Source organism: Candidatus Poseidoniia archaeon (assembly GCA_030748895.1).
Classification (GTDB): domain Archaea; phylum Thermoplasmatota; class Poseidoniia; order MGIII; family CG-Epi1; genus UBA8886.
Genome location: JASMLC010000002.1, coordinates 1 through 23,421, shown reverse-complemented (window position 1 = coordinate 23,421; position 23,421 = coordinate 1). Strand labels below are relative to the sequence as shown.

The following is a 23,421-nucleotide window of genomic DNA, read 5'->3' as shown; positions in this document are numbered from 1 at the left end:
CGGCCGCGCCTAGTCCTTTTCGGCCACGCGGGCGGCGAGCGAGGCGCACGCCAGGAAGTCCTCGGCCGCCTCGCGCAGGCTCCCGACGCTGGCGGCGACGATGCGCACCGCAAGCGTCGCGCCGTCGCGTTCGAGCGTCACCCAGCCCGCGTTGTCGGGACCGGTCGCGGCAGCGACCGCCGCGGCGACCGCCGCGGAGGAGAAGCGCAGCGTCAGCCTCAGCCGCTGCTGCTGCGCGCCACGAATCGCCTTCTGCGCGCCGCTGCCGTATTGCGCTGCCTTCTTCGGCCGCTGCGCGACTGGCGCCGGCAATCCCAGCGTTGTGGCGGCCGCGCGCAACGGCGCCTTGCCGGGCGCGGCGATGCGCTCCGCCTGCGGGAACGCTTCAGCGGCGGCGATGACGCGCGCGTCGAGATACGGGCACGCCACCTCGCGGTCGAAGTGGCGCGTGATGATTTCTTCGCGCTGCGTCAGCCGCGCCTGCAAGTCTGCCACCTCCACGGCGAGGTCGGGGGTCGCGCCGGGGCGCCGGAAGCGGTCGTAGCCGCCAAAAAGTTCGTCGGCGCCCTGACCGCAGAGCAGACACGGGTGGGTCGCCTCGCGGGCGACCAGCCAGAAGGGGAGCAGGAACTCGACTTCCTGCTGCGAAAGCCTCAGCGTCGCGGCCAGTTCCTGGCTAGCGGCGACCATTTGCGTGGGAGAAATCTCAAGGCGACGAATATTTAAATTAAGCAGCGCTGCCGATTCCTCCGCCGCGGCGAGGTCGTGCGCGCCCGGCGTGCCAACCACCAGCAGCTCCACTTCGGCATGGCGCGACGCCAGCATTGCGACCAGCGAGGAGTCGACGCCACCCGAAAACGCGACCGTCGCGGGGCCGCTCGTTGCGGAAGCGACCGCCTGCTCAATGGCGCTGGCCAGCTGTGCGATTCGCGTGTCACCAGCATTACCACCCACTTTACCCAATCAGTGACGCCGCATGCAGGAACTTGTTGAGCGCCTTCAGTGCGCTGCGGGCACGAGTTTCGCTGCTGACGTCGGTTACAACCACGATGCCGGAGCGGAAGAGGATGAAACTGGCGGAAGGTTCGTCGAGCCGCATCACCACCCCCGTGAAGCGGGCCGGGTCGTAGTCGGCAGCGGGGACAGCCGCCGCGATTGCGGCCAGGTCGAGCGTCGTACCCAAGTCGGCGCGCGTCACCATATTCTCCAGCTTGACGCCCTTGCGCAGGCTCACCTTGGGGTCAAGCGCCTTGATGGCCTTGCGGAGCTGCGTGACCGCCTCGCGGCCGGCAGTCAGGTCCTCGACGCCCGTGACGTAGAGCTTGCCGCTGCCGAACACCAGTCCGGTACGCCCGCCAGCGCCGTCGCCGTCAAGGTCAACAATCACGGAAGGAGTCAGCCCGCGGGTATACTGGGCGTGCTCCAGCTCGCTCCCGAGCCGCACCAGTTCAACCTCCTTGCCGAGGCTCGAGGAGGCGATAACGTTCTCGACTTGCAGCGCAGCCATCGGCCGGCGAGTCCTGCTCCCACTTTAAGAGATTGGCGTTACGGGAATTCATCGAAGGGATATGGCTCCGACTCGCGCCTTCCGAGCAGGATTTGCAGCTCCGGCACCGTCAGTAGTGGGATGCTCCACGTCGGGCCATCCTCGATGGCGACCCGCGGGCAGGCGGTAATCACCGCCGCGCCGATGCCAAGCCCCGCGAGCTGGCCTTCGGACTGGTGGATGCCGCCGATGAGCAGCGCTTCGTGGCCCGCGTCGCGCAGCTCCCCCGCCAGGCGCTCCGCCAGCGCCAGCCGCTCCTGGCCGATTTGCGTCGAGAACATCACCGCCCAGCGCTGCGCCCGCCCACCCGCGACAATCGCCGCGTAGCGCTGCCGCAGGAAGCGATCGGCGTCCGCCGCCGTCACCGCACCGCTGTGCGGGTCAAGGCACACCACCGGCTTGCCGGTCGAGAGCGCGACGGTCAGCGGGTGGAAGATGCCGGTGCCAAGATAGAGATAGCCGGGAACGTCAAGCGTGCGCGCCGCCGCCGAGTTGCAGCCGAGCAGCTGCCCCGGCGCCGCTAGCCGCGGGCCGCCTTCGCCCACCTCGGGCGCGAAGCCCGCCGTGGCGAGCCGCTCCTGCAGCTCCCCGAGCAAGTGCAAGTGCTGCGCGGTCGTAACGACACCGATGGCCTCTGGCAGCAGCTCGTGCAGTCGGGCGATGGCCTTGCGGGGGAGCACGAGCGCGCCGATGTGCTGCACCGGGACGAAGTGCACCGGCACCGCATAGCAGTCGGCGTGATACGGCATCGGCAGGTGGCCGAGATGCACCAGCGCGTCGACGCCCACTTCCGAGAGCGGGCGGTCGGCCAGGTCGCAGGCGCCGAAGGTGGGGTCGCCCCACAACAGCACCTCTGCGCCGCTCAGCTGCGCCAGCCGCGCTACGATGTCAGGCGCGCGCGGGCGCAGCCCCTCGGGAACCTGCAGCCCGATGCGCTTCGCGCCGGAAAGATGCGGCGCCAGCGCGTCGATGCCGCTCTCCCAATCGAAGCGCGGTTCAGCCATCCGGGATTTCCTCCTCGATTACCAGCGCCCCCATGTAACCGCATTTCTGGCAGCGGTATTTACTGCCGGTGACCAGCCCCGCCTCGTAGTCAATATCGGTCGAGCCGCAGTCGGGGCAGCGCAGCACCCTCATTTTCCAGACTCCAGCCGCAGCAGCCCCAGCTCGAGCATCCGCTGCAGCCACTTCTGCACCCGTTCCGCGGCGGGGGCCGCCTCCTCGCCAAACTCCGCCTCGAGCGCCGCAACCAGACCGGCGACCGTGTGCGCGCCGTCGCACTTCAGCCACAGGAAGGTGGTGAAGCGGTCGAGCGGCCGCCGCAGCTCCCCCGGCCCGCCGATGCGGTCGCGCACCCACCCTTCGAGCCGCGAGAACTCCTTGGCGTGGGTGATGACTGCCAAGCCATCCTCCAGCTCCCAGCTCGCACTCTCCTCGTTGCGCAGCGGCCGCGCGTTCAGCACCGCCGCCGAAGGAACGGGACCGCTCACACCTTCTCCAGCGCCACCATCAGCATCATCGCCAGCGCGCAGCCGCCCGACGCGGCCGACCAGCGCAGCGTCCGCTCGCGGTCCCGCCAGGCGTGCCGCGCAACCCACGCAGTCCAGCCGGTCGCCAGCGTCGCCAGCAGCAGCACGCCGAACAGCAAGCGCCAAGGGTCCATGGCGCGCTACTAGAGCACGGTGAAAAACGGTAACGCCAGCTTCGCAAGCCGAATATTTCCTATTTTACTAAGCACAAGGTTACGGGCAAAAGTGGTAGCCCCGCCCGGATTTGAACCAGGGTCACGTGGTCCAGAGCCACGTATGATGGACCGCTACACTACGGGGCTACGGCCGCGGCACGGCTGCGCAGGGGATTTACCCTTTGCGCCGCTTCGCCTCGAGCGAGCCGACAGCCGAGACCTCGGGGTCGCTCTCCTCGCCGGGGTCGCCCAAGTCGACCACCACCGGCTCCGCCAGCAGCGGCACCTCGTCGTCGGCCTCCGGAACCGCCTGCGGCTCGATGACCGGCGTTGCGACGGGAGGCTCGTCAACCATCTCGGCCTCGATGATTACTGGCTCGACGGGCGTCGGCGCCTCCGCGACCGGCTCGGCATCGGCAGGCGCAGCTACTACGGGCTCCGGTTCGGGTTCAGGTTCAACTTCCGCTGGCTCGGGCTCCGGCTCGGGCTCCGGCTCTGCTTCCGCTTCCTCTGTCACTGTCGGCGCGACCTCGGCGGGCTCTGCTTCCTCCGGCTCCTCCGCCGTCACCGGCGTCTCCGGCTCGGCAGCTTCCGCGTCGGCCTCTTCCCCGGGCAGCGTGACGAATGACGAGAGCAGCGTCCGCTGCGCCCCGTCGCTGAACTCCACCTCGAGCCGCCAGTGCTCGTCCTTGGGCCGGCTCTCCTGCACGACGCCAGTCCCGAAGAACTCGTGATGCACCTCCACTCCCGGCTGGAATGGATTCTCGCCGGAAGCTGCCTCCGCGGACGCCTCGAGCTCGGGCGTTTCGGGCTCGGGCTCGGCCGCGAGCGGTTCCGCTTCGGCTTCAATCGGCTCGGCTACTTCAGTTTCGGCAGCTTCAACAGCATCGTCGGCGGCCTCGGCAGTATCAGTAGCCTCAACCTCGACTACCTCGGCAGCGGCGTCAGCGGCCGCTTCGGGCTCGGCCTCGCTCGCCTCAGGCTCCGGCTCCGGTTCCGCCTCAGTAACTTCGACGGCATCGTTGGCCGGCGCCTCCTCCACGACCGGCTCGGTTACGGCTTCAGCCTCCTCAGCTTCGGCCTCTGGTTCCGCATCAACTTCAATCGGTTCGGCCACGGCGGGCTCGGGTTCCGGCTCGGGCTCGGGCTCCGCGACCGCTTCGACGGCCACAGCCTCCACCGACTCGGCTTCGGCCGGTTCCGCTTCAGCCGCTTCCTCCTCAGCGACCTCTACTGCCTCCACTTCAACCGGCGCGACTTCCGCGTCTGGCTCCGCGACCGCTTCAACAGCCACTGCCTCCACCTCTACGGGCTCGGCAGCTTCCACTACGGGTTCGGCGGCCGGCGGAGATTCATCGCCGTCATCGCCAGCATCCTCGTCCTCACCGGCCACCGTATCGTCGCCTGACGGGGATTCGGGCGCGTCCTCCGGTTCCGGGCCAGCACCGACGCGACCCCAAGTCGAATCGTCGGCCGGTTCGAGCTCCTCAGCGTCGCTTTTGCCTTCGAGGAAATGGCTCAGGATGGTGCGGGGGCCAGTGTTGAAATCGATGTGCACCGACCACTGGTTCCCGGTCATGATGCACTCGCGCACCGTGCCGCCACCGTAGACGCCGTGGTTCACCACCTCACCGACGGCGAACGGCGCGTCCGAAGGGGCAGAGGGTAGCGCTTCGGACTCCGGCTCCGTCGGCAGCTCCTCCTCGGATTCGTCCTCGGCGTCGGCCTCCTCCGCAGGCGCGGGTTCGTCGGCCTCCTCCGCAGGCGCGGGTTCGTCGGCATCTTCCGCAGGCGCGGGTTCGTCGGCATCCTCCGCAGGCTCGCCAGTATCATCGACAGGCTCGTCACCGGTATCGTCATCCGGGGCATCCGCAGCGCCGCCCCAGAACTTCAGGCGGCTGCCCCACGTGCCCGCAGGCGGCGCGTCGGCAGAAGCCGCGTCGGTCTCGGCCGGCGCGGCTTCCGCAACTTCCTCGTCGGCTTCCGCCGCTTCGACTTCGACCGCTTCCGGGACCGCAGCATCTTCACCAGCTTCAGCATCGCCAGCTTCGCTTTCCTCGACGGGAGCTGCCGCGGCTGCGACCGCCTCGGTATCGTCGTCTTCAACCACTTCAACCGCCTCGGCTGCGACAGCTTCGACCTCAACCGGCTCGTCCTCCTCCGCGTCTCCAGCTTCCGCCGGCTCCGCCTCTTCCGCAGCGGGCTCTTCGGCAGCCGCAGGCTCTGTCGGCGAGACCGTATCAATATCGACTACCGCGATGGATGGCTCGGCAGCGGGCTCGGCCACGACCGGCTCTGCCGCGACGGGGGCGGCCGTGGCCGGCTCCATGTCCCAGTCGCCGACGACGTCTATCTCGACCAGCCCCGGTGTGGCGGGGCTTTCGGCGACCTTCTCGACCGCCGGGAGCGAGCGCATTTCCTCCTCGAAATCAAGCTCTTCCAGCGGCGCGTCGCCGAGTGCCTGAGTCCAGACCGAGCAGACTCGCGCGACCGGCTCGTTGATGCGCAGGCAGGTGACGCAGATGTTCTGGTTCTCCGGCTGCCAGATGCAGGGCTGGCGCGGCAGATTGTCGAGGAATTCGCGGATGCTGCCGTATCGCTGGGGTTGTACCATGTGCGCCTGCTCTGCCGCCGCCAGCCAGCACCCTCCGGCAGTACGTCGCCGGGAGAACGCGTGGGACGGGCGGCGGGCATCTCCTGAGGCGTATAAAGTTACTTCCCTTAGAGTAGGTGTTAATAGCGGGCAGGATTCTAAGCAGATAATGCAGGAGCTTGCCGAGCGAGGCTTCGCCATCGCGGTCGCGCTATTGCTCGCCGGAAGCGGCTACTGGGTCGCGACGCACGAGCGTGAAGCGGAGCCACTGCCGGGTGGCCCGGGGAGTCCCGGCGGCGACTACCTTACGTGGGGCGAGCCGGTCTGGCTGCCGCGCGCGTCCGAGTGCGTTGACGAGGATAACGGCCAGATTTACCCGGAATACGCCATCGGCTACGAGCCGAGCATTGCCGTCGACCAGCAGGGCAACCTCTACTACACTGCACACAAGGACCTGCGCTGGTCCGGCCCCAATGGTGGGCCTGGCGGCGGCGAGGGAGGGGCACCCGGGCCGGGGCCGTTCGTCTGCGGCTTCCCGTGGCCGGGCGGCGCGCAGACCTCGTGGGACTACTACGCCTCGTGGTTCTTCGTCTCGCAGGATGGCGGCGAAACGTGGGGGCCACCGAACGACTGGGGGACGGCCGATTTCGGCTCGCAGTATCCCGGTGACGAGGGCGACATCGGCGTCGATGCCAACGGGCGAGTATACTTTGTCGACACGACGCTCGAGGACAACTGGCTGCACATCTGGGACGACGGCGGCAACGCGCACGCCAACAGTCAGCGGCTGCAATCTACCACCGCCGACGACCGGCCGTGGGTCACCGCGCACGGCGACGGCGTCGTGCATTACCTCGGTAACAACGGCGTCTCGGTGCCGGGCATCCCGCTCACCGACGGAACCAGCGGCGTCGGCCGCTACTGGTACTACCGCGGCACGACCGTCGGCGATCAGGTAGTCTTCGACCAGGGACGGGTCATCGAGGGAGGCTGGGCGCACATCGCTGCCGAGACCGATGGACCCCACGTCTACATCGTACAGGAGGCAAACAACGGCGGCAGCGGCGGAGTCAAGGTATGGGTCTCGGACGACTGGGGCGCCAACTGGGCCGAGCCGGTCACAATCGGCCCGCTGGAGGGCTCGCACCCCGAAGGCTATCCGTGGATAGCGGCGGGGGAGAACGGCACCGTGATGGTCGCCTGGCAGGAGTCCCCGGAGGGGGGCCGGGCGGCCGGGACGCTCTACCTCAGCCGCAGCGACGACTACGGCGTGACATGGGAATACTGGGACGTCACCCCGCGCGAGGCGGTCTTCCTCTACCCCACCATCGACCTCGGCGCCGAAAACCGGCTCGGCTTCGCCTACTACGCAAACGAGGGCAACGGCACCCACGGTGAGCACACCTCCGGCGACCGCTGGTACCTCTACGGCGCCATCGCCGACGACCTGCAAGTGGGCGAGCAGCTGGAGTTCCTCAAGGCCGACCCGCAACCACTGCACACTTCCAGCGAGGCGGAGGCGGCGGCCGACGACCTGCACCCGCTGCACGACTTCTTCGAAGCAGTCATCGCCCCCGACGGCAGCCTCAACATCGCCTACCAGTACAACCTCGGGCAGCACCCCTGGGAAGCCGACGAGGAGCAGCGCTACCTGATGTTCATCCGCGGCGAGCTGGCCTGACCGCCCCTGCTATAAACGAGTTCCAGCTTCCACCAGTATGGCTGACTACGTGCGGACAGGATACCTGGCAGGGGTCTTCGATTACTGTCATGAGGGGCACGTAAACATAATTCGTCGGGCATCAGGGGAATGCGATGCCCTCATCGTAGCGGTGGTAGCAGACAACTTTGCATCCCGCTACAAGGCCCAGACGATCAGGTATGACGAGCAGTGGCGACTGGCCGCTGTCGAGGCTCTGGATATCGCCCAGCATGTAGTGCTGGTCGATAACAACGACCATGAACCATTCTATCGCGAATACGGGGTTACACACCTGTTCCACGGCACCGACTGGGAGAAGGAGCCCTACATCGATTTCATGGGGCGGGCGGCAATCGACCGAGGGAATATCCAGGTAGTCATGCTGCCCCACACTCCCGGCATCAGTAGCAGCCAGTTGCGTGAGCGAGAAATGTCAGCCCCCGGAGAGGACACGGACTGAATATCAGGCAACCCGGAGCTCGCTGGCCAGGTAATCACAAACTCGCCGGGAATTATTCCCGTCACAATACTTGTGGAAAATGCGCTTCGCTCTAACCTGCTGCCGGTCAGGGGTTCCATTATTCAACGCCTTCTGTAATTCAGCCAGGAAGGAGTCAAAAGTCTGGTTGAGTCTTCCGGGGAAAATAGACTCGTAGTCATAGAGCAGGCCTCGATTTTCTATATAAGATTCCAAGTCATAACAGTAGCTGACAACGGGGCGGTCCAGCAACAGGTAGTCAATCCAGGCACTGGAATAATCGGTTACCAGGATGTGGGCGTGCCTGAGCAGGGTACCTACCTCCCTGCAAGGTGAATCAGAGACATCAAGGACCTCTATACCATCAAAATCCAGGGTCGGTGTATTCGGGTGTTTTTTCACGCAAAATACGGCATCATGTCGTTCCAGCATTTCACCCAGCTTGCGGCATTGTTCTCTGGTAAATTCTGTGAAGTCCTCAAGCTCTTCCCTCCAGGTGGGCAGGTACAGGACCATTTTCCGGCCCTGGAGCTTTGCCTCGAACCAGGCAGACTCTTCCCGAAGGTCCGGGGCAAGGTCATTCTCAGCCTGGAGCAACATGTCATTTCGGGGCAGGCCCGTGGTCCAGACACTCTGCCGCGGCAGCCTGAAGGAGGCCTGCATTGCCAGCTGGTCCAGTTCTGAGCTACAGATTGTGGCCCTAGGGACCTTAAATTGCTGCTTGAGTGTTTGTTCGTCTTCATTCTTGGCAGTATACCCGATTCCCTTGACCGGGATACCATGCCATAGGTTGATTAATTTCCGCCTCCGGAAATCCATTGAATCCGAGTATGGTATGTCACCCCTGCCATGATGGATGATTATTATTCGGGCCCTCAACCAGGCCAGCAACCCCTCCAGACTATGAAAGAAAATAGCCTCATCGCCATTCCAGCCTCCTTTCTGGTAACAGAGAATAACACACTCAAATTCAGGGTGTCGGGAGGCTGAATCATGAAAGAAGCGAATGTTATCACGGAATTCCTGCCGGTCTTGGACCGGGAAGAGCAGCAGGTTTTCAGTCTTGGGAAACAAACGGTCAAGTATTAACAGAAAATAGCGGAATAATTCAAATGTCAGGTGAGGGGTCAAGTTTTCTTCCTCGCTCCTTTGTCGCTTGTTTATCCTGCTTTTTCAGAATGGCCACAGGGCCTGAAAGGTCTTGCGGTCCCGGATATCCAGCACACCAAACCGGGAGGCAAGCCACAGGAACGCAAGGCAGTAAACTATCAGGCCACCAGCCAGCAGGATTTCGTCCCTGAGACCGATGACCCAGAGTGATGCTGCGGGTACGCCAGCCAGTAACGAAACCAGCGTTGCAGTAGCAATTGCCCTCCAGGGACAGAGCCGGGAGAGAGGGATTTTCAGGGTACGAGCCGTCTGGCGCATGACAAATATCGTTGATAGCCAGGCTACTACTACCGTAGCAACGGGAATCCCCAGGAGGCGCATATCGCCTTCCAGCGTAACTAACAGAGTATAACTGAGGATTACGTTGATTATGGACATGGAGGCGGCCAGCCGGAAAAGGAAGTGTGTCTGTCCACTAGCCATGAGGACCCAACCCAGGCTGAACGGGCGGCTTGGCAACAGGAGCAGGTAAATCATGAAGACAGGCACGGCACCAGAATAGTCGGCCGTGAACAGGAAAACAATCAGCGGCTGGGCGATTATAGCCAGCCCCACCGCGAAGGGCAGGAATACCAGTGCCAGCGTATGCACGCTTTCGCTATAGAGTTTTTCGATATCCGAAAGTCGCCCTTCTTTATGCGCAGCAGACATTCTGGGCGTCACCACCTGGGCTGCGGACTGGGTTATCCAGCCGAAAATGGGGAACCAGAGCGACCCAATGTAATAAACCGCAAAAATCGTCGTCGAGAAGAATATACCCACAAGATATTTGTCGATGTTCAGGTTGATAACATAGACCAGGGCAGTAAGCCCCACTGGAATGCCATAGGCCAGCTGCTCGCGCATGAAGGCTGCACCAGAAACGCCATGGCGCAAGTATCGTGGGAAAATGTATGCCAGGACCGTCAGGACCTTAATCGTGGCAGTAATCAGGATTCCGTGAATCATCCCCATGGCGCTAGGATTCAGCCACGCTGCGAGCGGGAGCACAACGAGGTCCAGCAAGCTGAATCCAATCATGGTCCACATCGCTGCTTTGGCGCGGTCTTCAAGCACCAGCAGGTTCTGGAATGGCGTTACCAGCAGCATCAACCCGGTGTAAACGCCCAGCAGGAGGAGATACTGTTTCAACGGGTGGGAGAGCTCCCAGACTTCCAGCATCCCTTGGGCGGCCCCGAAGAGCAGGATGACGAACAGCGATGCCAGTCCGAGCAATCCCCAGGTCTGTCGGATTAGCTGCGGCCGTTCTGCGGCCTCCATACGCGGGAAAAAATATTGCAGGGACTGGGGCGTTCCAAGCAGGAGTAACGCCTGTATGGAGACGTAGACCAGGACCAGCTGCTGGTAAGTGCCATATTCATCTCTTATGAGCAGGCGTGTCAGGGCGATTGGAATAGCCAGACTCAGGCCAAACGCGATGGCGCGACCATAGATGAGAACAGCCACCTTGCGGGCCAGCATGGTTGAGATACTGGGGGGAGCAGGCTATAACGGTGTCCGAAATGGACTGGCGTGACTTCTTCGCTGCGTATTGCCGTGGTGTCCAGCGCCCGCAGCATCCATACCATCCGCTGGGTGGAGTGGCTCAAGGGTCACGGCCACGAAGTGGCGCTCTTTTCGCTCGTGGAGGGCGATGGTGCAACCCATTTTGGTCCAGAGCCGCCGCTTGACCGCCGCTACCTCTTCACCCTCGGAAGTGCCGTGCGCCGGACCACCGGCCGGTTGCGAAGGATGCTGGATGATTTTGCTCCGCAAGTCGTGCACGGGTTCAATCTTGTCAATCATGGAAATTATGCGGTCAGGGCCGGCCACCATCCTGTGGTGGTCACGGCTCTGGGCTCTGACGTCCTGTTAGCTCCGGATGAATCATGGCTACTGTCGAGAATAGTCCATAAAACTGCTCTGAGGGCGGACCGGGTGATTGCTCCGCCGGTTCTCGTGGAGAACCTGCGGAAATGGAAGATTGACGAGAAACGTTTGCTTTCCCTCATATTTGGAGTAGATTGTGATTTGTTCAAGCCGGGTCGCAAGGAACTCTTGGTGTTATTCAGCCGTGGTTTCCGGGACGTTTACGACCCTCTTTGCCTGGCAAGAGCCATTCCCGAGGTCATCAGGGAGGTCCCAGAGGCACGATTCATCCTAGCTGGTAACGGGCCACTTCGGGAGGAAGTTGCGGAGATGCTAGAAGATGCCGGTCCAAACGTCAGCCTTCCCGGTCTCTTGCCGGAAAATGAGTTGGCAAATCTCATGGGCCGGGCGAGGGCGGTGGTTACTCCAGCCCTTTCCGACAGCATCCCGCTGACGGCTCTCGAAGCAATGGCTTCCGGGGCAGTCCTGGTTGCCAGCGACATCAAGGCCAACCATCAATGGGCGTCTACCAGCGCGCCGGTGCTCCTGTTTCCTCCTGGTGATGCGGATGCGCTGGCGAAGGCACTGGTTCGCGCGCTCACCGAAGGGGGGCTGTCGCAACAGGCGCTGGAGCAGGGGCCGCCGCTCGTTGACGCAAACTGGCGCTGGGACGAAGCGGCCGCAACCGTTGAAGCACTGTATCACGAACTTTGCAGCAGTCGCGCGTAGAGCTCAGGCAGCTTGCCCTGTCGTGCATCCCAGGTGAATAGTTTTCGTGCGATGTGTTGACCCTTCGAGGCCATTGTTGCCAGGTCATCCCGGGACAGCAGCTCCCGCATACCAGCCGCCACAGTCGCGGGACTCGTGGACTCTATTGACAGGCCGGCGGCAGACAACGCAATCAGGCGGTCCAGCAGCGGTCCCCGTGCCGAAAGGACGGGGAGCCCCATAATCAGGTATTCGAAAATCTTGGTCGGCAGTCCCTTCAGGTACCGCTCGGTGGGCTGGAGCAGGGACAATCCCAGGCTAGCCTGCGACACCACTCCGGCCAGTTCCCGGTGGTCTACCCACCCGAGCCACTCCACCTGCAAGTCATGCTCCCGGTCGAACGTATGGCATTTCTGTTCCAGATTATCGTCATAGAATCCACCGGCAATCATCAGTCGGACGTCAAATGACTTCCGGAGCAGGCGCAACGCCTCCAGCATCACCAAGATACCACGGCGCTCGGTCAGGCTACCGACATAGAGCATCACCGGGGGACCGTCCGGTCTGGAACTGGAAACTGATGGAAAGTTCGCCAGGCGGGGATAGTTGGGCAGGACCAGAATCCGGCCATACCTGGCAAGACGGCGGCCAAGCCTGTTGTCAACCGTGACGATGGCGCTGGCACGAGGCGCAGCCACTTCGAGGGCAAGCGCCGTCAGTTGCGCTGCCAGCGGCCCCTGCAGCTCACGCTTCATCGGCACCATGTACTCGTGGCAGTCCCATACCACCGGCTTCCCGGTCAGCGGTCGCAGAAGCAGCGCGTAGAGTAGCGGGTCCAGCTCGTGGCAGTGGAACGCATCGTAGCGCCCGCGCAGCGCCAGCCGCAGCAGCCGCAGCGCGGTCGCCCCGGGCGGGCCGGCGGTCGAGACGCAGCGCACCATAAGGCCATCCACCACCTGCACCTCATTGCATGTGTGGGGCGTTAAAATTTCCACGTCGTAGCCCGCGTCGGCCAGCGTGCGCGCCTCCTTCCAGACGCGCTGGTCGAACGGTTTCAGGAATTCGCGGTCGCAGATTACCCCGATGCGCGCCACGCTCGCCGAAGGCGACACCCCTAAAAGCGGACGCTCCGCCTCCGGCAACGTGCGGGTGCTGATGGTCGCGCCGTCGGTGCGAGTGCCGGACACGCTGGGGCAGACGCTGCACCAGCTGGCGCTGGCCGAAGGGCTGGCAGCGCAGGGAGTCGCGGTGACGCTGCTCTGCCGCTGCGGGACCGCGCGCAGCGAGAACGGCGTGCAGCTCGAGCCGGTGCCCGACCGTGGCCTGCCGGGAGAGCGACTGCTATTCACGCGGCTCGCCGCCGGGCGGGTGCGCGAACTGCTCGGTGCGGGCGGCTTCGACCTGGTGCACGACCGCGGCTACCTCTTCGCCGGGGCCGGCGTCCGCGAGGCGGCGCGGGCGGGGGTGCCGTCGGTACTGCAGATTGACGATAACTGGCTGCGGTCGGAGACTACGGCGAGCCGGCTGGCGCGGACCTGGCCCTACCTCGAAGCGGCGCGGCGGTCGTGCCGCGAGCAGGTGTCGCTGGCGACCGGTGGCTTTGCAGTGAGCCGCACGCTGCGGCAGCAGGCAGCGCACTGGCACCCCGACGCGACCGGCTTCGCAGCGATCCAGAACGGCTACGAGTCAGGGCGCTTCACGCAGGAAGCCGAGCCGCTCGGCATTCGCGAGCAGCTCGGCCTCGACGGCCCGCTGGCGGTCTTCGTCGGAGCGCTGGGGCCGTGGCACGGAACCGCCGAGCTGCTGGCGCTGGCGCGCGCGCTGCCGCAGCTGGCGGTCGTCATCGCTGGCGGCGGCTACGGGCTGGCGCTGCCGGAGCTGCCTAACCTGCACCATATCGGCCGGCTGGAACGCGCCGACGTGCCGCGGCTGCTGGCGGAAGCGGACCTCGGGCTGGCGCCCTACCCCACGCGCGACTACGGCTTCTCGCCGCTGAAGATTTTCGAATACATGGGCTGCCACCTCCCCGTCGTGGCGACCGCGCTGCCGTCGGTGCGTGAAGCGACCGCAGGGAACGCACTGCTGACGCCACCGGGCGAGATGGCCGCAGGTGTAAAGCGGCTGCTCGACTCGCCGGGATTGATGGAGCGGCTTGGCGCGGCGGGGCACGCTTTCGCACTCCGCGAGCGCACGTGGGAGCGCACCGTCACGCGGACGCTCGAACTCTATGCGAGATTCGTATGAGCTTCGCGCCGGCGCACCTGAGCCTGCTGTTCCACATTCACCCCGACGACGACCCGCTGCTGCACGGCTCGACCGGCCTCGGCATCTGCCTGCCGCAGGGCGCCTATGCCGCGCTCGAGCGGCAGCCGGCGAAGCGTACCAGTATCGCATTCTACGAAGGCAAACGCAAGGTGAAGGACCCGGTCACGCGACGCGCGGTCGAGCTGGCGCTGGACCGCCCCGAAAAGCTCACCTTCTGGCTGCGGCGCGAAATGCCGCTCGGCGCCGGGATGGGGATGTCGGGCGCGACCGCGCTCGCGGCGTGCCTCGAGCTGGGCGTCGGCCTCGAGCAGGCGACGCGTGCCGCGCACCAGTCTGAAATCGAGCACTCGACGGGGCTCGGCGACGTGATGGCACAGGCGGCGGCGTTGCGCGACGGCCCCGGCGCGCGGCTGGTGCAGCGCCGCAGCCCGGGCGTGGGCGGCGACGTCGTGACGTCGTCGCTCGACGGCGCGCTGGCGCTCTGCCTCTGCGGCGACGGGCGCAACACCGGCGACGTGCTCAGGGACGACGGCTGGCGCGAAATCATCAACGGCGCCGCGACCGCCCACCCGCTGCCGGCGCCGACGTTGCGCGCCTTCCTCAAGGCGGGACGGCTCTTCAGTGAGCTCACGGGGCTGATGCCGCCAGAAGCGGCCGCGGCGCTGGCAGAGCTGCCGATGGGCGCGGTCGGAACGGTCGCGCACCTCGGGACCGCGGTGGTCGTGACCGACGAAGATATTGAGCCCATCGCGGCCGAGCTGGAGCAGTTCGGCGAAGTGCGGCGCTTCTAGGCTGCACTCGGCAAAGTGCCCGGCAGTTTGCCGGGCAGGAAGCGCGCCAGTGCCAGCTTCTCCAGAAGGCCTTCCTTGCCGGGGCCGGCGATGAGGATATTGTCGAGCACATCCTTGAGCGTCGCGACCGGAACCACCTCGATTTTGTCGCGGTAGTGCGACTCGAGCAGCACGTCCTGCATATTGGCCTCGGGGATGAGCACCTTGCGGATGCCCACCTCGGCGGCAGCCTCAATCTTGGCGGTGACGCCGCCCACTGGCAGCACCTGCCCGCGCACCGAGAGCGACCCCGTGAGCGCGATTGACTGGTCCACCTCCGCCTCTTCCAGCGCGGAGATGACCGCGGCGGCGATGCTCACCGACGCGCTGTCGCCTTCGACGCCTTCGTAGGCGCCGACGAACTGGACGTGGATATCGTATTTCGAGATGTCCTCTCCCGTATATTTCTTGACCAGCGCCGAGACGTTCTGCACCGCCTCCTTGGCGATTTCTCCCAGCTTGCCGGTCGCGACGGTGCGCCCCTCGGAGCGCGACGCGGCCGGCGTCACCTCCGCCACGATGGGCATCAGGATGCCCGACATCTCCGAGAGCCCCGAGTCGGCGCCCATCACTGCCAGCCCGTTGACCATCCCCACATGCGCCCCTTCAGTGATGTAGGTCTTGTAGTCGCGGCGGCGCTCGACGTAGCGGTCGACGACCTGCTGCTCCAGCGGTCGCGCAATCTGCTTGGCGCGCACGACGTGCTCCGCCGTGACCGTCTCGGCGTCCAGCTCGCGCGCGATGTCGCCCGCGACGCGTACCAGCCCTCCCAGCTCGCGCAGCCGCAGCGAGAGATGCTTCTGGCGGCCGGCGCGCCGCTGCGCCTCGACCAGCACTTCGCCAATCGCCTCGCGCGTGAAGTGGGGGATTTTCTGGTCCTTGGCGACTTCCTGCGCGATGAAGCGGACGTATTTCTCGCGGTTCTCCTGCGTGTCGGGAATCGTCGAATTCATGAACACCTCGTAGCCGTAGCCGCGGATGCGGCTGCGCAGCGCCGGGTGCATGCCCTGGATAGCGTCAAGGTTGCCCGCCGCCACCAGCACGAAGTCGCACGGCACCGGCTCCGTTTTCGTCATCGCACCGGCGGAGCGCTCCGACTGGCCGGTGATGGGGAACTCCTTCTCCTGGATGGCGGTCAGCAGCGACTGCTGCGACTCCATCCGCAGCAAATTGATTTCATCGCAGAAAAGCACGCCGCGGTGCGCGCGGTGAATCCCACCCGCCTCGACGCGGTCGTGCGCCGGCGTCTCGAGACCGCCCGACTGGAACGGGTCGTGCCGCACGTCGCCCAGCAGCGCTCCGGCGTGCGAAGCGGTAGCGTCGACGAAGGGCGCGCCGTCGTCGCGGTCGTGGAGCACCAGCCCCTTGGGAACCAGCGCGTTCTCCTGCCGCTGGTTGGTGTAGCGCAGCGCCATGAAGATGAAGGCGGCGGCGATGAGCGAGTAGAAGATGACCATCGGCTCCTTGAAGCCGGTCGTCGCGAACCAGAGAATCCCGAAGGCGACTATCGTGAAGACGATGAGCATCTGCGACTTCGACTTGCGTTCGCGCTCGAGCATCGCCTGCGCCTTCTGGACATCGACGATTTCCTTGCCCTTGCCCGACGGGACGACCCGCACGCGCGGCTCGTTGTTGTCCTCGGGGTTGTGGTAGACCAGCACGTCCTGCAATTCTTCCGGCGGCAGCAGCTCGGCCATGGCGTTGCCGAGCATCGACTTGCCGGTGCCGGGGTCGCCGATGAGCATCACGTGGCGCCGCTGGTCGGCCGCCTTGCGGATGATGTCGACCGCCGGCTCCTGCCCGATGACCTGGTCGACCAGCTGCTTCGGCACCGCGATGTCGCTCGTATCCTCGAGGTCGAGCTTCTTGACCCACTTGCGCGGGTCCGCCAGCGGCTTCGCCTTCTTCGCCATCTGCCCCGGTGCACTGTCGAGTGATATATAGGTTTCGAGTCGCGGCGGCACGTTTTTATCCGGGGCAGTGAGCGGGCGGCCATGATGGCGCGCCTGCGGCTGCTGCTGCTCTTCACGCTCCTGACGCTGCTGATGATGGGCGTCGGCCTCGTTGCAGGAGCATATTACGACACCTCACCGACAGGAGCGATGGCGCTGTTCTTCATAATTGCGGTGCTAATCAATATCGGCAGCTACTTCTGGTCCGACAAGCTGGTGCTGCGCGCCTACCGCGCGCGCATCATCGACGAGCGCGAGGCGCCACAGCTCTTCGGCGTCGTGAAGAAGGTGGCGCAGATGAACGGCCTGCCGATGCCGCGCGTCGCCATCGTCCCGTCGCAGACGCCGAACGCGTTCGCGACCGGTCGCTCGCCGCAGCACGCGGTGGTGGCGGCGACCGAGGGGCTGCTGCGGATGCTCGACCGCGACGAGCTGGAAGGCGTGATGGCGCACGAGATGGGCCACGTCAAGAACCGTGACACGCTGGTGATGGCTGTCGCGGCGACAATTGCGGGCGCGATTGCCTTCGCGGCGCGGATGCTCTGGTGGAACTCACTCTTCGGCCGCGGCCGCAACGTCCACCCGGCGCTGCTGATTCTGGTCATCATTACCGCTCCATTGGCGGCGTTCCTGTTGCAGGCGGCGGTCTCGCGGCAGCGCGAGTTCAAGGCGGACGCGACCGCTGCCGCGCTGACCAACAAGCCGTGGGCGCTGGTCAACGCCCTGCGCAAGCTGGAGCATGGCAACGCCCGCCGGCCGATGGAGGTCGGCTCGCCGACCCATGCGGCGCTCTGCATCGCCAACCCGCTGCGCGGCGGCGACCTGCTCTCGAGCATGTTCTCGACGCACCCCCCAATGGAAGCGCGCATCGCCGCGCTCGAGGCGCTGTAAGGATGGAACGGCTCACAGGCACTGATTTTGATGGTACAAAGCTATCCCGCGATGGCACGCTGGCGGTCACTTTCTCTGCCAAATGGTGCCCCTACTGCCGCGATTTCATGGCCGAGTTCAAGACAGCAGAGCTTTCAGTGGAGAAGGCAATGGGCGACGTCACCGACGAAGAGAGCGCGCTCTGGGACGATTTCGAGCTCAATGTTGTACCGACGATGGTGCTGTTCCGCGACGGCGTGGCCGTATGGCGTCGTGACGGCACACGGCACGTGGGCCTTAACGGAGCAGATATCGATGCTCTGCGGGCGGCGCTTTAACACCCCCCTGTCTGCCCGCGCGTGCTGTTGACTCGGGGGCGGCTGCTGGTCGTGGCCGCGGCGGTCTGCTGGAGCCTCTCCGGCTTCTTCCTCAAGGCACCAGCCATCCAGGCCATCGACCCGGAGGCGCGCGGACTGCTGGTGGCGTGCTGGCGGTCGTTCTTCGCCGCGGGCGGGATAGCGCTCTTCGTCGACTGGAAACAGGTACGCTGGCGGCCGGGGCTGTTGCCGCTGGTCGGATTCTTCGCTGCGATGAATCTCCTGTACGTGCAGGCGATGACCTCGTCGACTGACGCGGGCAACGTCATCTTCCTGCAATATCTGGCACCCTTCTGGGTGCTGCTCGGTTCCGCGTTCTGGCTCAATGAGCGGCTTGAACGCGCAAACGTCGCGGGCATAGCGTGCGGGCTGGCGGGCGTCGCCGTGATTGGATCTGCCGTTATCGGCAACTCCCAAGCGACCGGTGCACTGCTGGCGGTCGGGGCGGGCGTGACCTATGCCGGCGTAATCATCTGCCTGCGCTACCTGCGAGAGGAAGATCCTGGCTGGCTTGTGTTTCTCTGCTTCGTCTGTAGTGGACTGGTTCTGCTGCCGTTCGTACTGACACAGGAGAGGCAGCTGGCGGGCGAAGAGTGGGTCTGGGTCGGGGCGCTCGGAACGGTACAGATGGCGCTCGCCTACGGGCTGTTCGCCAACGGCGTGCGCCACATCAAGGCGCAGGAGGCGTCGCTGATTTCACTTATCGAGCCGGTGCTGAATCCAATCTGGGTACTGCTAGCATGGGGCGCTGTCATCGACCAGCGCACCATCGTCGGCGGTGGACTCATCCTGCTGGGGCTGGTGGTTCGCTACGCACGCGCCGAGGGGACACCGTGCTCCAACATCGATGACACGGGCGTACGGAGACGCGAGCGACTCGGATGGGGACTGGTGGCATTCTCCGCCGTCGGGGCGGTATTGATGGTCCAGTCCGGTGCGCCGGAAGCATGGAGCTGGGGGCTGTTCCTGCCACTGGCGGGCGGGTGGCTCTGTATTTTCGAGGCGTGGGACCGCACCTGCGTCTTCCACGCCGCCTTTTCAACGAGCGAGGTTGGCGGTGCCGTCTGTCCCATTGACGAACCGCAGACGGCGGCGCAGGCGAAGCTGCAGGCGTGGCTGCTGACACTTCGTGCAGTCGCGGTCGCCGCGGCGATTATTGCGGTCTTCGACCTAGTGGTTGGAACTTGAGAGACCCCACGCGCAGGGAACTGTCCTTTGTTCTTTGTATTGTGTTACTTGGGACATACGTATCCTGGATTACTAGTGAAGACCCCGTCTTTCTTCTAATTCCCCAGTCATTTTGTATTTTACTAGTACTCTACGCGATTTATGATCCTACCAGCGTTCTCAGATTCTTGACATATATGATGGCAAAAGCGGTCATGGCAGAAAGGGACAGTGATGGTGACGGGGAGCTGTCGAAAGAGGAATACGATACGATGGTCGAACAGGCCAAATCGGACGGGGGATGGCCCGGCGACTTTGACGCGGATGCGCTGTTCGCGAAATACGATTCGGATGCCGACGGTGAACTTGACCTCAGCGAAACACAGGCATTAATCTCGGAGATTGTTCCCAGAATGATGGGGGTGAACTCACCGGACGCCGGGCAGGAAGCCACGACTCGGGACTCGGATCAAAAAGAGCAGGAAAAACTGGAAAAATTGAACCGGGATGATTACATCTCCGAGGAGCGTTACAATCGCCTCACAGAGGACTTGGAGCGTCGCTAGCTACCTAGGGAAGTAGAACTACTGAGTTAGCGGCTCGGGGTTTCTGCTCCGGAGCTTATGCCTCTGGCCCCGGTTCGCCACGCAGCTTCTGCGAGAGCCACCAGGTACAGCCGATGGCGGCTACCCAGAACAGGATGTTGACGCGGTAGGTCCAGTGGTAGGCGTCCAGGTTGGCCATCCCGCTGTCGAGGAAAAAGCCCATCATCAGGTATCCCAGCGCGATGCCAAGCGCCTGTCCGACCTGTGCTGTCGCACCTGCCATCCCAAGGCCACGGTTGCGCTCGCGAGCGGTGGTGAAGCGTGCCAGCAACGCATCGTCTGTGAGTGCCTGCCTGCAGCTCCATGGCTGGCGAGCAGCGTGCGCTAATAGCGGTTAGCACTGTCTTCGACCCCGTTAAGCGCCGGGATAGAGGGGCGGAAACAGGTACCCCGGTAGCCGGTCATCGTCGTATTGCACGACGTAGAGCCCGCTCACCATCTCAGAGATGTAGATGTAGCCGCGCGGGTCAAACTGCAGCCCCCAGTTGAACGGAATAATGCATGACGCCCAGCAGTCAGCAAGGTCGTACTCCAGCTCAGTGGCCGGGTCGTCAATCCAGTCAGGCCCGTGCGAGAGATAGTAAGCACGCGAGTGGGTTGTACCGAGGCTGGTGATTGCCTGCCATCCAAGCTCCGGTTCGGGGTTGCCGTTCTCCCACTCAATCGAGCTCCAGATACCGCCATGGTCGGTAACCCATGCGCCGCCGTGGTAGTGCGTCCAGTAGACGCTACCGCCAAGCCCGGTGTCGCCGTTGTGCGGGCTGAAGATGTAGCCGCCGGGGATGTAGTGCTGCGGATGCGTAGTGACATTGCCGTTCTCATCTACTTTTATGCTAGTGCCGGGCAGCCTCCACTTTGAGACCAGGAACGGCTTGGCGGGGTCGGTCGTGTCAATCGTCCAGACCCAGCCAGTGTGGTTGGCGTTGCTGCCGTACTCAGGGGCAATGAGGGTGTAGTGGCGCCAGTTGAGACCGTAGTTCGGGTCCTCGTAGCCAGTACCACACTTGGAAGGCCACGGCTGCGGGCTGCCAGCGTAGATACCTTCGCAGACCAGGTGATCGTAGGGGATAACATAGTGAATATTGCCGTTACCGTCAGGTGGACTTGTCCACTCTTCAGCAGTCATACCGGCATGACCACCACCCTCAGGGCCATACCATCCCTCGCTCGCTGAAGAGCACCCCATCCATCTGCCCACCTCATTACCCTGTGGCCAACCGACGCCGTCTGTGGTTTCACCCCACGGATCGGGGATTAGTGGAGGAGAGCTCACGTCAAGGATTCGAAGGCCGGCATCCCAATATGCTGCATAGAGCAGGAGCTGGTCAGTAATGGGATGGCGGTGGATGACGTTGTCATGATTGAAAACTGTTCCGCCACACGTCGTTCCAGGTTCCGGGGAATATGCTCCATGCCGCTCAATCAGCCGATTGGATTCGTTCTTGCCCGTACCAGGGATGATGCTGCCGAAGTCAGAAGCCCAGAAAATTTGCGTGCCCTTGTAATACCCGCCCCCGGGAATTTCCGGGTAGGGATCCGCTCCGAACAGGAAGACATGGCATTCATCCTGCTGGGTTGGTGGCGCGTTGGACCAGTCACAGTAGACATGAACATCCTGGTTGTGGAAGCCCGCGGGCGGGTTGTTCCATTCGGCCCGCTTGACTGGATAACGCTTGTTGCTGACATCAATCAGATCGAGGCGGTTCGCACCAGAATTAACCTCAGTACCGTTTGGAATAGGATCAAGTTCACTGTTAGTCAGCTCGTGGTTGATGAGTACCCAATTGTTGTCCTGCGTCACCTTGATATCGATTATGCGTGCGATATCAGCGTAATATGTTGAGAGTTGCTGGACATTGTTCGGTTCACGAATATCCAGAATGTGGAACTGGTTGTATGCCGCTACATATGCGTAACAGCCTTCAATGCAGTCCGGGAAATCTCCCTCGATTGTTACCTCTGAGTTGTCACCCGGAGTCGGTGCAGTGTTCTTGGACCCACTGTCACAAGGGCGACCCACCCATGCATTTTCTGGGTCAGGAGGAGGAGTCAACTGCCCATCACAGTTGAGGTTGTGGTAGTCAATCAGGGTCATGTTGTCGGTCGCCAGGAAATGCTCGGACAGGTTGGTGTGGTTGTGGTTTCCCGGACCGGTGATTTCTGTGACTGGGTCAACCCAGTTAGCTGACCAGTGGCTGCTGCCATCGTCATCACTATCATTGAAGCTGAAGATGGCAAAAGACGCCAGCGAAACTGTCAGCAGGCCCGCTATCGCAATCGCTGCTATACGCTGCTGCTCCCGAGTCAGTTCCATGCCGCGGGCCACAATACCGGTGATTAAAGACTTAGTCCTGCCGCAACGCCCACGGCATGCTCGCATTGGAGATTCCGACGCCCTCACCCTCGGAGAGCGCAATCAGCCCGATTTCCACGTCGGCGGGATAGAGCGCGACGCCCCACGCGAGCGCCTCGGCGAGCGAAAGGCCGTTGGCCATCTTCTGCGCGACGCGGAAGCAGAGCAGCCGGCGCGAAATCGCCTCGCCGATGCCGGTCGCCGCAATCCCGATTCCCGCGTCGGTCCAGAGCCCGCCACCCCAGTGCGGCGTATCGCCGACGCGCCCCACCGGGCGGCCGCTGACGCCGCCGGTCGAAGATGCCACCGCGAAGACGCCTTCGGCGTCGAGCGCGACAGCGCCGACTGTGTCGGTCGCCGATTTCCTCTGCGAGCCGGTGACCGGCGCCGGCGTGATACCATGGGTCTGCGCGTACGCTCGCGCGCCACTGCCGGCGAGCGTGTCGAACTCCTCGTCCATGACCAGCCGCGCGACGCGGACCGGGTTGGCGATATCTTCGACAGCGGCGACCGTCCCCAGCCGGCCGTCACTGCACGCCACCGCCGCGTCGACCTGCACCGAGCCGTCGGCGCGCAGGCAGGAGCCGGTGCCGGCGTTGAAGCGCGGGTCGTCCTCGAGCGCAACGACCGCGGCGATCGCAGCGCTGACCGCGTCAGCGCCGCCGGCGAGCAGCTCCCAGCCGACCTCGGCAGCGGCGTCAACGCCATCCTGCTCCTCCGGCGAATGGCCGGCGCCGCCGTGGACCACGATGCGCATGCGCGGCGCAGAAGGAGGCGCTATTTGGCGGCACGGTTCGGCTTTAAGCACCGCGCCGTTCGCCGCCCATGAGCGATGGAGAGGGGCAGCCGGTAATCCGCGTGCTGATGATGCCAAAAGACACCAACGCCTTCGGCACCATCTTCGGCGGGGTAATCCTGAGCCAGATTGACCAGGCCGCCGCGATCGAGGCGCACCGGCACCACGTGGGGATAGTCGTGACGATCGCGATGGACTCGGTCGAGTTCAAGCAGCCGGTCCTCGTCGGCGACCTCGTTTCCTACTACTGCACCACGCACCGCGTCGGGACGAGCTCGGTCAGCGTCGATGTGAACGTCATGGCGCAGCGGCAGTTCGCCGAGAGCGGCAAGTTCATCCCGGTGACCGAGGCGCGCGTCACGATGGTCGCCATCGGCGACGACTGCCAGCCGATCCCGCTCAGCCGCCCGCAGGATTAGGTGGGAGCAGGGGACGCGCCCCCGTCACGCTCGCAGCGCCCGCAACCCTTGCAATGGC

The 23,421-nt window shown here is 64.1% G+C and carries 24 protein-coding genes and 1 tRNA gene; 10 read left to right on the top strand and 15 right to left on the bottom strand.

From position 1 onward, the window contains the following. Positions 1–9: 9 nt before the first annotated feature. From QGG57_00965 to QGG57_00930, 8 genes are all read right to left on the bottom strand, one after another. Positions 10–954 carry a KEOPS complex subunit Pcc1 gene (locus QGG57_00965; GenBank protein ID MDP7006753.1) on the bottom strand — a complete coding sequence of 315 codons (945 nt, stop codon included), beginning with the start codon at positions 952–954 and terminating at the stop codon, positions 10–12. 1 nt (position 955) lies between these two features. Next, positions 956–1,507 (bottom strand): hypothetical protein, encoded by a 552-nt coding sequence (locus QGG57_00960; protein MDP7006752.1) that lies wholly within the window; start codon positions 1,505–1,507, stop codon positions 956–958. 38 nt (positions 1,508–1,545) lie between these two features. Beyond that, positions 1,546–2,550, bottom strand: coding sequence for a diphthamide biosynthesis enzyme Dph2 (dph2, locus tag QGG57_00955; GenBank protein MDP7006751.1), 1,005 nt, complete (start codon positions 2,548–2,550; stop codon positions 1,546–1,548). Beyond that, positions 2,543–2,683, bottom strand: coding sequence for a hypothetical protein (locus QGG57_00950; protein MDP7006750.1), 141 nt, complete (start codon positions 2,681–2,683; stop codon positions 2,543–2,545). Before QGG57_00950 ends, dph2 begins: the two co-directional genes overlap by 8 nt. Beyond that, complete coding sequence (locus tag QGG57_00945) at positions 2,680–3,036, bottom strand: PqqD family protein (GenBank protein MDP7006749.1); 357 nt, start codon at positions 3,034–3,036, stop codon at positions 2,680–2,682. Before QGG57_00945 ends, QGG57_00950 begins: the two co-directional genes overlap by 4 nt. Beyond that, a complete protein-coding gene (locus QGG57_00940) occupies positions 3,033–3,209 on the bottom strand; it encodes a hypothetical protein (protein MDP7006748.1) in 177 nt (58 codons plus the stop codon). The genes QGG57_00945 and QGG57_00940 overlap by 4 nt, the downstream gene beginning before the upstream one ends. Before the next feature lie 92 nt (positions 3,210–3,301). Next, positions 3,302–3,377: transfer RNA gene (locus QGG57_00935), tRNA-Gln, on the bottom strand. Positions 3,378–3,405: 28 nt separating this feature from the next. Continuing rightward, positions 3,406–5,844 carry a hypothetical protein gene (locus QGG57_00930; protein MDP7006747.1) on the bottom strand — a complete coding sequence of 813 codons (2,439 nt, stop codon included), beginning with the start codon at positions 5,842–5,844 and terminating at the stop codon, positions 3,406–3,408. A gap of 148 nt (positions 5,845–5,992) precedes the next feature. On the opposite strand from QGG57_00930, the gene QGG57_00925 reads away from it, so the two are divergent. After that, positions 5,993–7,504 (top strand): sialidase family protein, encoded by a 1,512-nt coding sequence (locus tag QGG57_00925; GenBank protein MDP7006746.1) that lies wholly within the window; start codon positions 5,993–5,995, stop codon positions 7,502–7,504. Between the two features lie 37 nt (positions 7,505–7,541). Continuing rightward, positions 7,542–7,985: an adenylyltransferase/cytidyltransferase family protein gene (locus QGG57_00920; GenBank protein ID MDP7006745.1), complete on the top strand. Its 444-nt coding sequence runs from the start codon at positions 7,542–7,544 to the stop codon at positions 7,983–7,985. 3 nt (positions 7,986–7,988) lie between these two features. Here the strand turns inward: QGG57_00920 and QGG57_00915 are convergent, their stop codons facing one another. Both QGG57_00915 and QGG57_00910 read right to left on the bottom strand, forming a co-directional pair. Next, positions 7,989–9,077 (bottom strand): CDP-glycerol glycerophosphotransferase family protein, encoded by a 1,089-nt coding sequence (locus QGG57_00915; GenBank protein MDP7006744.1) that lies wholly within the window; start codon positions 9,075–9,077, stop codon positions 7,989–7,991. Positions 9,078–9,176: 99 nt separating this feature from the next. Continuing rightward, the gene (locus QGG57_00910) at positions 9,177–10,634 is read right to left on the bottom strand and encodes an oligosaccharide flippase family protein (GenBank protein MDP7006743.1); all 1,458 of its coding nucleotides are present in this window, start codon (positions 10,632–10,634) and stop codon (positions 9,177–9,179) included. Between the two features lie 51 nt (positions 10,635–10,685). On the opposite strand from QGG57_00910, the gene QGG57_00905 reads away from it, so the two are divergent. Further along, positions 10,686–11,750 (top strand): glycosyltransferase family 4 protein, encoded by a 1,065-nt coding sequence (locus QGG57_00905; protein ID MDP7006742.1) that lies wholly within the window; start codon positions 10,686–10,688, stop codon positions 11,748–11,750. On the opposite strand, the gene QGG57_00900 is transcribed toward QGG57_00905, so the two are convergent. Then, the gene (locus QGG57_00900; GenBank protein MDP7006741.1) at positions 11,723–12,823 is read right to left on the bottom strand and encodes a glycosyltransferase family 4 protein; all 1,101 of its coding nucleotides are present in this window, start codon (positions 12,821–12,823) and stop codon (positions 11,723–11,725) included. The genes QGG57_00905 and QGG57_00900 overlap by 28 nt on opposite strands. Between QGG57_00900 and QGG57_00895 the strand changes: the two genes are divergently transcribed. Both QGG57_00895 and QGG57_00890 read left to right on the top strand, forming a co-directional pair. After that, positions 12,813–13,973 carry a glycosyltransferase family 4 protein gene (locus tag QGG57_00895; protein ID MDP7006740.1) on the top strand — a complete coding sequence of 387 codons (1,161 nt, stop codon included), beginning with the start codon at positions 12,813–12,815 and terminating at the stop codon, positions 13,971–13,973. The two genes, QGG57_00900 and QGG57_00895, sit on opposite strands and share 11 nt — an antisense overlap. Beyond that, a complete protein-coding gene (locus tag QGG57_00890; GenBank protein ID MDP7006739.1) occupies positions 13,970–14,785 on the top strand; it encodes a hypothetical protein in 816 nt (271 codons plus the stop codon). The genes QGG57_00895 and QGG57_00890 overlap by 4 nt, the downstream gene beginning before the upstream one ends. Here the strand turns inward: QGG57_00890 and lonB are convergent. After that, positions 14,782–16,737, bottom strand: a complete 1,956-nt coding sequence (gene lonB / locus QGG57_00885) for an ATP-dependent protease LonB (protein ID MDP7006738.1) — start codon at positions 16,735–16,737, stop codon at positions 14,782–14,784. The two genes, QGG57_00890 and lonB, sit on opposite strands and share 4 nt — an antisense overlap. Before the next feature lie 84 nt (positions 16,738–16,821). On the opposite strand from lonB, the gene QGG57_00880 reads away from it, so the two are divergent. The 4 genes from QGG57_00880 (at position 16,822) to QGG57_00865 (ending at position 19,756) form a co-directional block, all read left to right on the top strand. Then, complete coding sequence (locus QGG57_00880; GenBank protein MDP7006737.1) at positions 16,822–17,667, top strand: zinc metalloprotease HtpX; 846 nt, start codon at positions 16,822–16,824, stop codon at positions 17,665–17,667. A 2-nt stretch (positions 17,668–17,669) separates the two neighbouring features. Next, on the top strand, positions 17,670–17,984 hold the full coding sequence (locus QGG57_00875; protein ID MDP7006736.1) for a thioredoxin family protein: 315 nt from the start codon (positions 17,670–17,672) through the stop codon (positions 17,982–17,984). A 21-nt stretch (positions 17,985–18,005) separates the two neighbouring features. After that, positions 18,006–19,211: a DMT family transporter gene (locus tag QGG57_00870; protein ID MDP7006735.1), complete on the top strand. Its 1,206-nt coding sequence runs from the start codon at positions 18,006–18,008 to the stop codon at positions 19,209–19,211. Positions 19,212–19,390: 179 nt separating this feature from the next. Continuing rightward, complete coding sequence (locus tag QGG57_00865; GenBank protein ID MDP7006734.1) at positions 19,391–19,756, top strand: hypothetical protein; 366 nt, start codon at positions 19,391–19,393, stop codon at positions 19,754–19,756. A gap of 55 nt (positions 19,757–19,811) precedes the next feature. On the opposite strand, the gene QGG57_00860 is transcribed toward QGG57_00865, so the two are convergent. The 3 genes from QGG57_00860 to QGG57_00850 all read right to left on the bottom strand — a co-directional run bounded on the left by QGG57_00860 (position 19,812) and on the right by QGG57_00850 (position 22,905). Further along, positions 19,812–20,066, bottom strand: coding sequence for a hypothetical protein (locus QGG57_00860; protein ID MDP7006733.1), 255 nt, complete (start codon positions 20,064–20,066; stop codon positions 19,812–19,814). Between the two features lie 84 nt (positions 20,067–20,150). Next, positions 20,151–22,109 (bottom strand): hypothetical protein, encoded by a 1,959-nt coding sequence (locus QGG57_00855; protein ID MDP7006732.1) that lies wholly within the window; start codon positions 22,107–22,109, stop codon positions 20,151–20,153. Positions 22,110–22,140: 31 nt separating this feature from the next. Continuing rightward, positions 22,141–22,905 carry an isoaspartyl peptidase/L-asparaginase gene (locus tag QGG57_00850; protein ID MDP7006731.1) on the bottom strand — a complete coding sequence of 255 codons (765 nt, stop codon included), beginning with the start codon at positions 22,903–22,905 and terminating at the stop codon, positions 22,141–22,143. A gap of 68 nt (positions 22,906–22,973) precedes the next feature. Here QGG57_00850 and QGG57_00845 point away from each other — a divergent pair, with 68 nt between their 5' ends. Continuing rightward, complete coding sequence (locus tag QGG57_00845; GenBank protein MDP7006730.1) at positions 22,974–23,363, top strand: acyl-CoA thioesterase; 390 nt, start codon at positions 22,974–22,976, stop codon at positions 23,361–23,363. The last annotated feature ends 58 nt before the right edge of the window (positions 23,364–23,421 follow it).

Coding starts and splice junctions, on each gene's coding strand:
- QGG57_00960 (MDP7006752.1), bottom strand. CDS start 1,507: ATGGCTGCGCTGCAAGTCGAGAACGTTATCGCCTCCTCGAGCCTCGGC.
- dph2 (MDP7006751.1), bottom strand. CDS start 2,550: ATGGCTGAACCGCGCTTCGATTGGGAGAGCGGCATCGACGCGCTGGCG.
- QGG57_00950 (MDP7006750.1), bottom strand. CDS start 2,683: ATGAGGGTGCTGCGCTGCCCCGACTGCGGCTCGACCGATATTGACTAC.
- QGG57_00940 (MDP7006748.1), bottom strand. CDS start 3,209: ATGGACCCTTGGCGCTTGCTGTTCGGCGTGCTGCTGCTGGCGACGCTG.
- QGG57_00930 (MDP7006747.1), bottom strand. CDS start 5,844: ATGGTACAACCCCAGCGATACGGCAGCATCCGCGAATTCCTCGACAAT.
- QGG57_00925 (MDP7006746.1), top strand. CDS start 5,993: ATGCAGGAGCTTGCCGAGCGAGGCTTCGCCATCGCGGTCGCGCTATTG.
- QGG57_00920 (MDP7006745.1), top strand. CDS start 7,542: ATGGCTGACTACGTGCGGACAGGATACCTGGCAGGGGTCTTCGATTAC.
- QGG57_00910 (MDP7006743.1), bottom strand. CDS start 10,634: ATGCTGGCCCGCAAGGTGGCTGTTCTCATCTATGGTCGCGCCATCGCG.
- QGG57_00895 (MDP7006740.1), top strand. CDS start 12,813: ATGCGCGCCACGCTCGCCGAAGGCGACACCCCTAAAAGCGGACGCTCC.
- QGG57_00890 (MDP7006739.1), top strand. CDS start 13,970: ATGAGCTTCGCGCCGGCGCACCTGAGCCTGCTGTTCCACATTCACCCC.
- lonB (MDP7006738.1), bottom strand. CDS start 16,737: ATGGCGAAGAAGGCGAAGCCGCTGGCGGACCCGCGCAAGTGGGTCAAG.
- QGG57_00880 (MDP7006737.1), top strand. CDS start 16,822: ATGGCGCGCCTGCGGCTGCTGCTGCTCTTCACGCTCCTGACGCTGCTG.
- QGG57_00875 (MDP7006736.1), top strand. CDS start 17,670: ATGGAACGGCTCACAGGCACTGATTTTGATGGTACAAAGCTATCCCGC.
- QGG57_00865 (MDP7006734.1), top strand. CDS start 19,391: ATGGCAAAAGCGGTCATGGCAGAAAGGGACAGTGATGGTGACGGGGAG.
- QGG57_00855 (MDP7006732.1), bottom strand. CDS start 22,109: ATGGAACTGACTCGGGAGCAGCAGCGTATAGCAGCGATTGCGATAGCG.
- QGG57_00850 (MDP7006731.1), bottom strand. CDS start 22,905: ATGCGCATCGTGGTCCACGGCGGCGCCGGCCATTCGCCGGAGGAGCAG.
- QGG57_00845 (MDP7006730.1), top strand. CDS start 22,974: ATGAGCGATGGAGAGGGGCAGCCGGTAATCCGCGTGCTGATGATGCCA.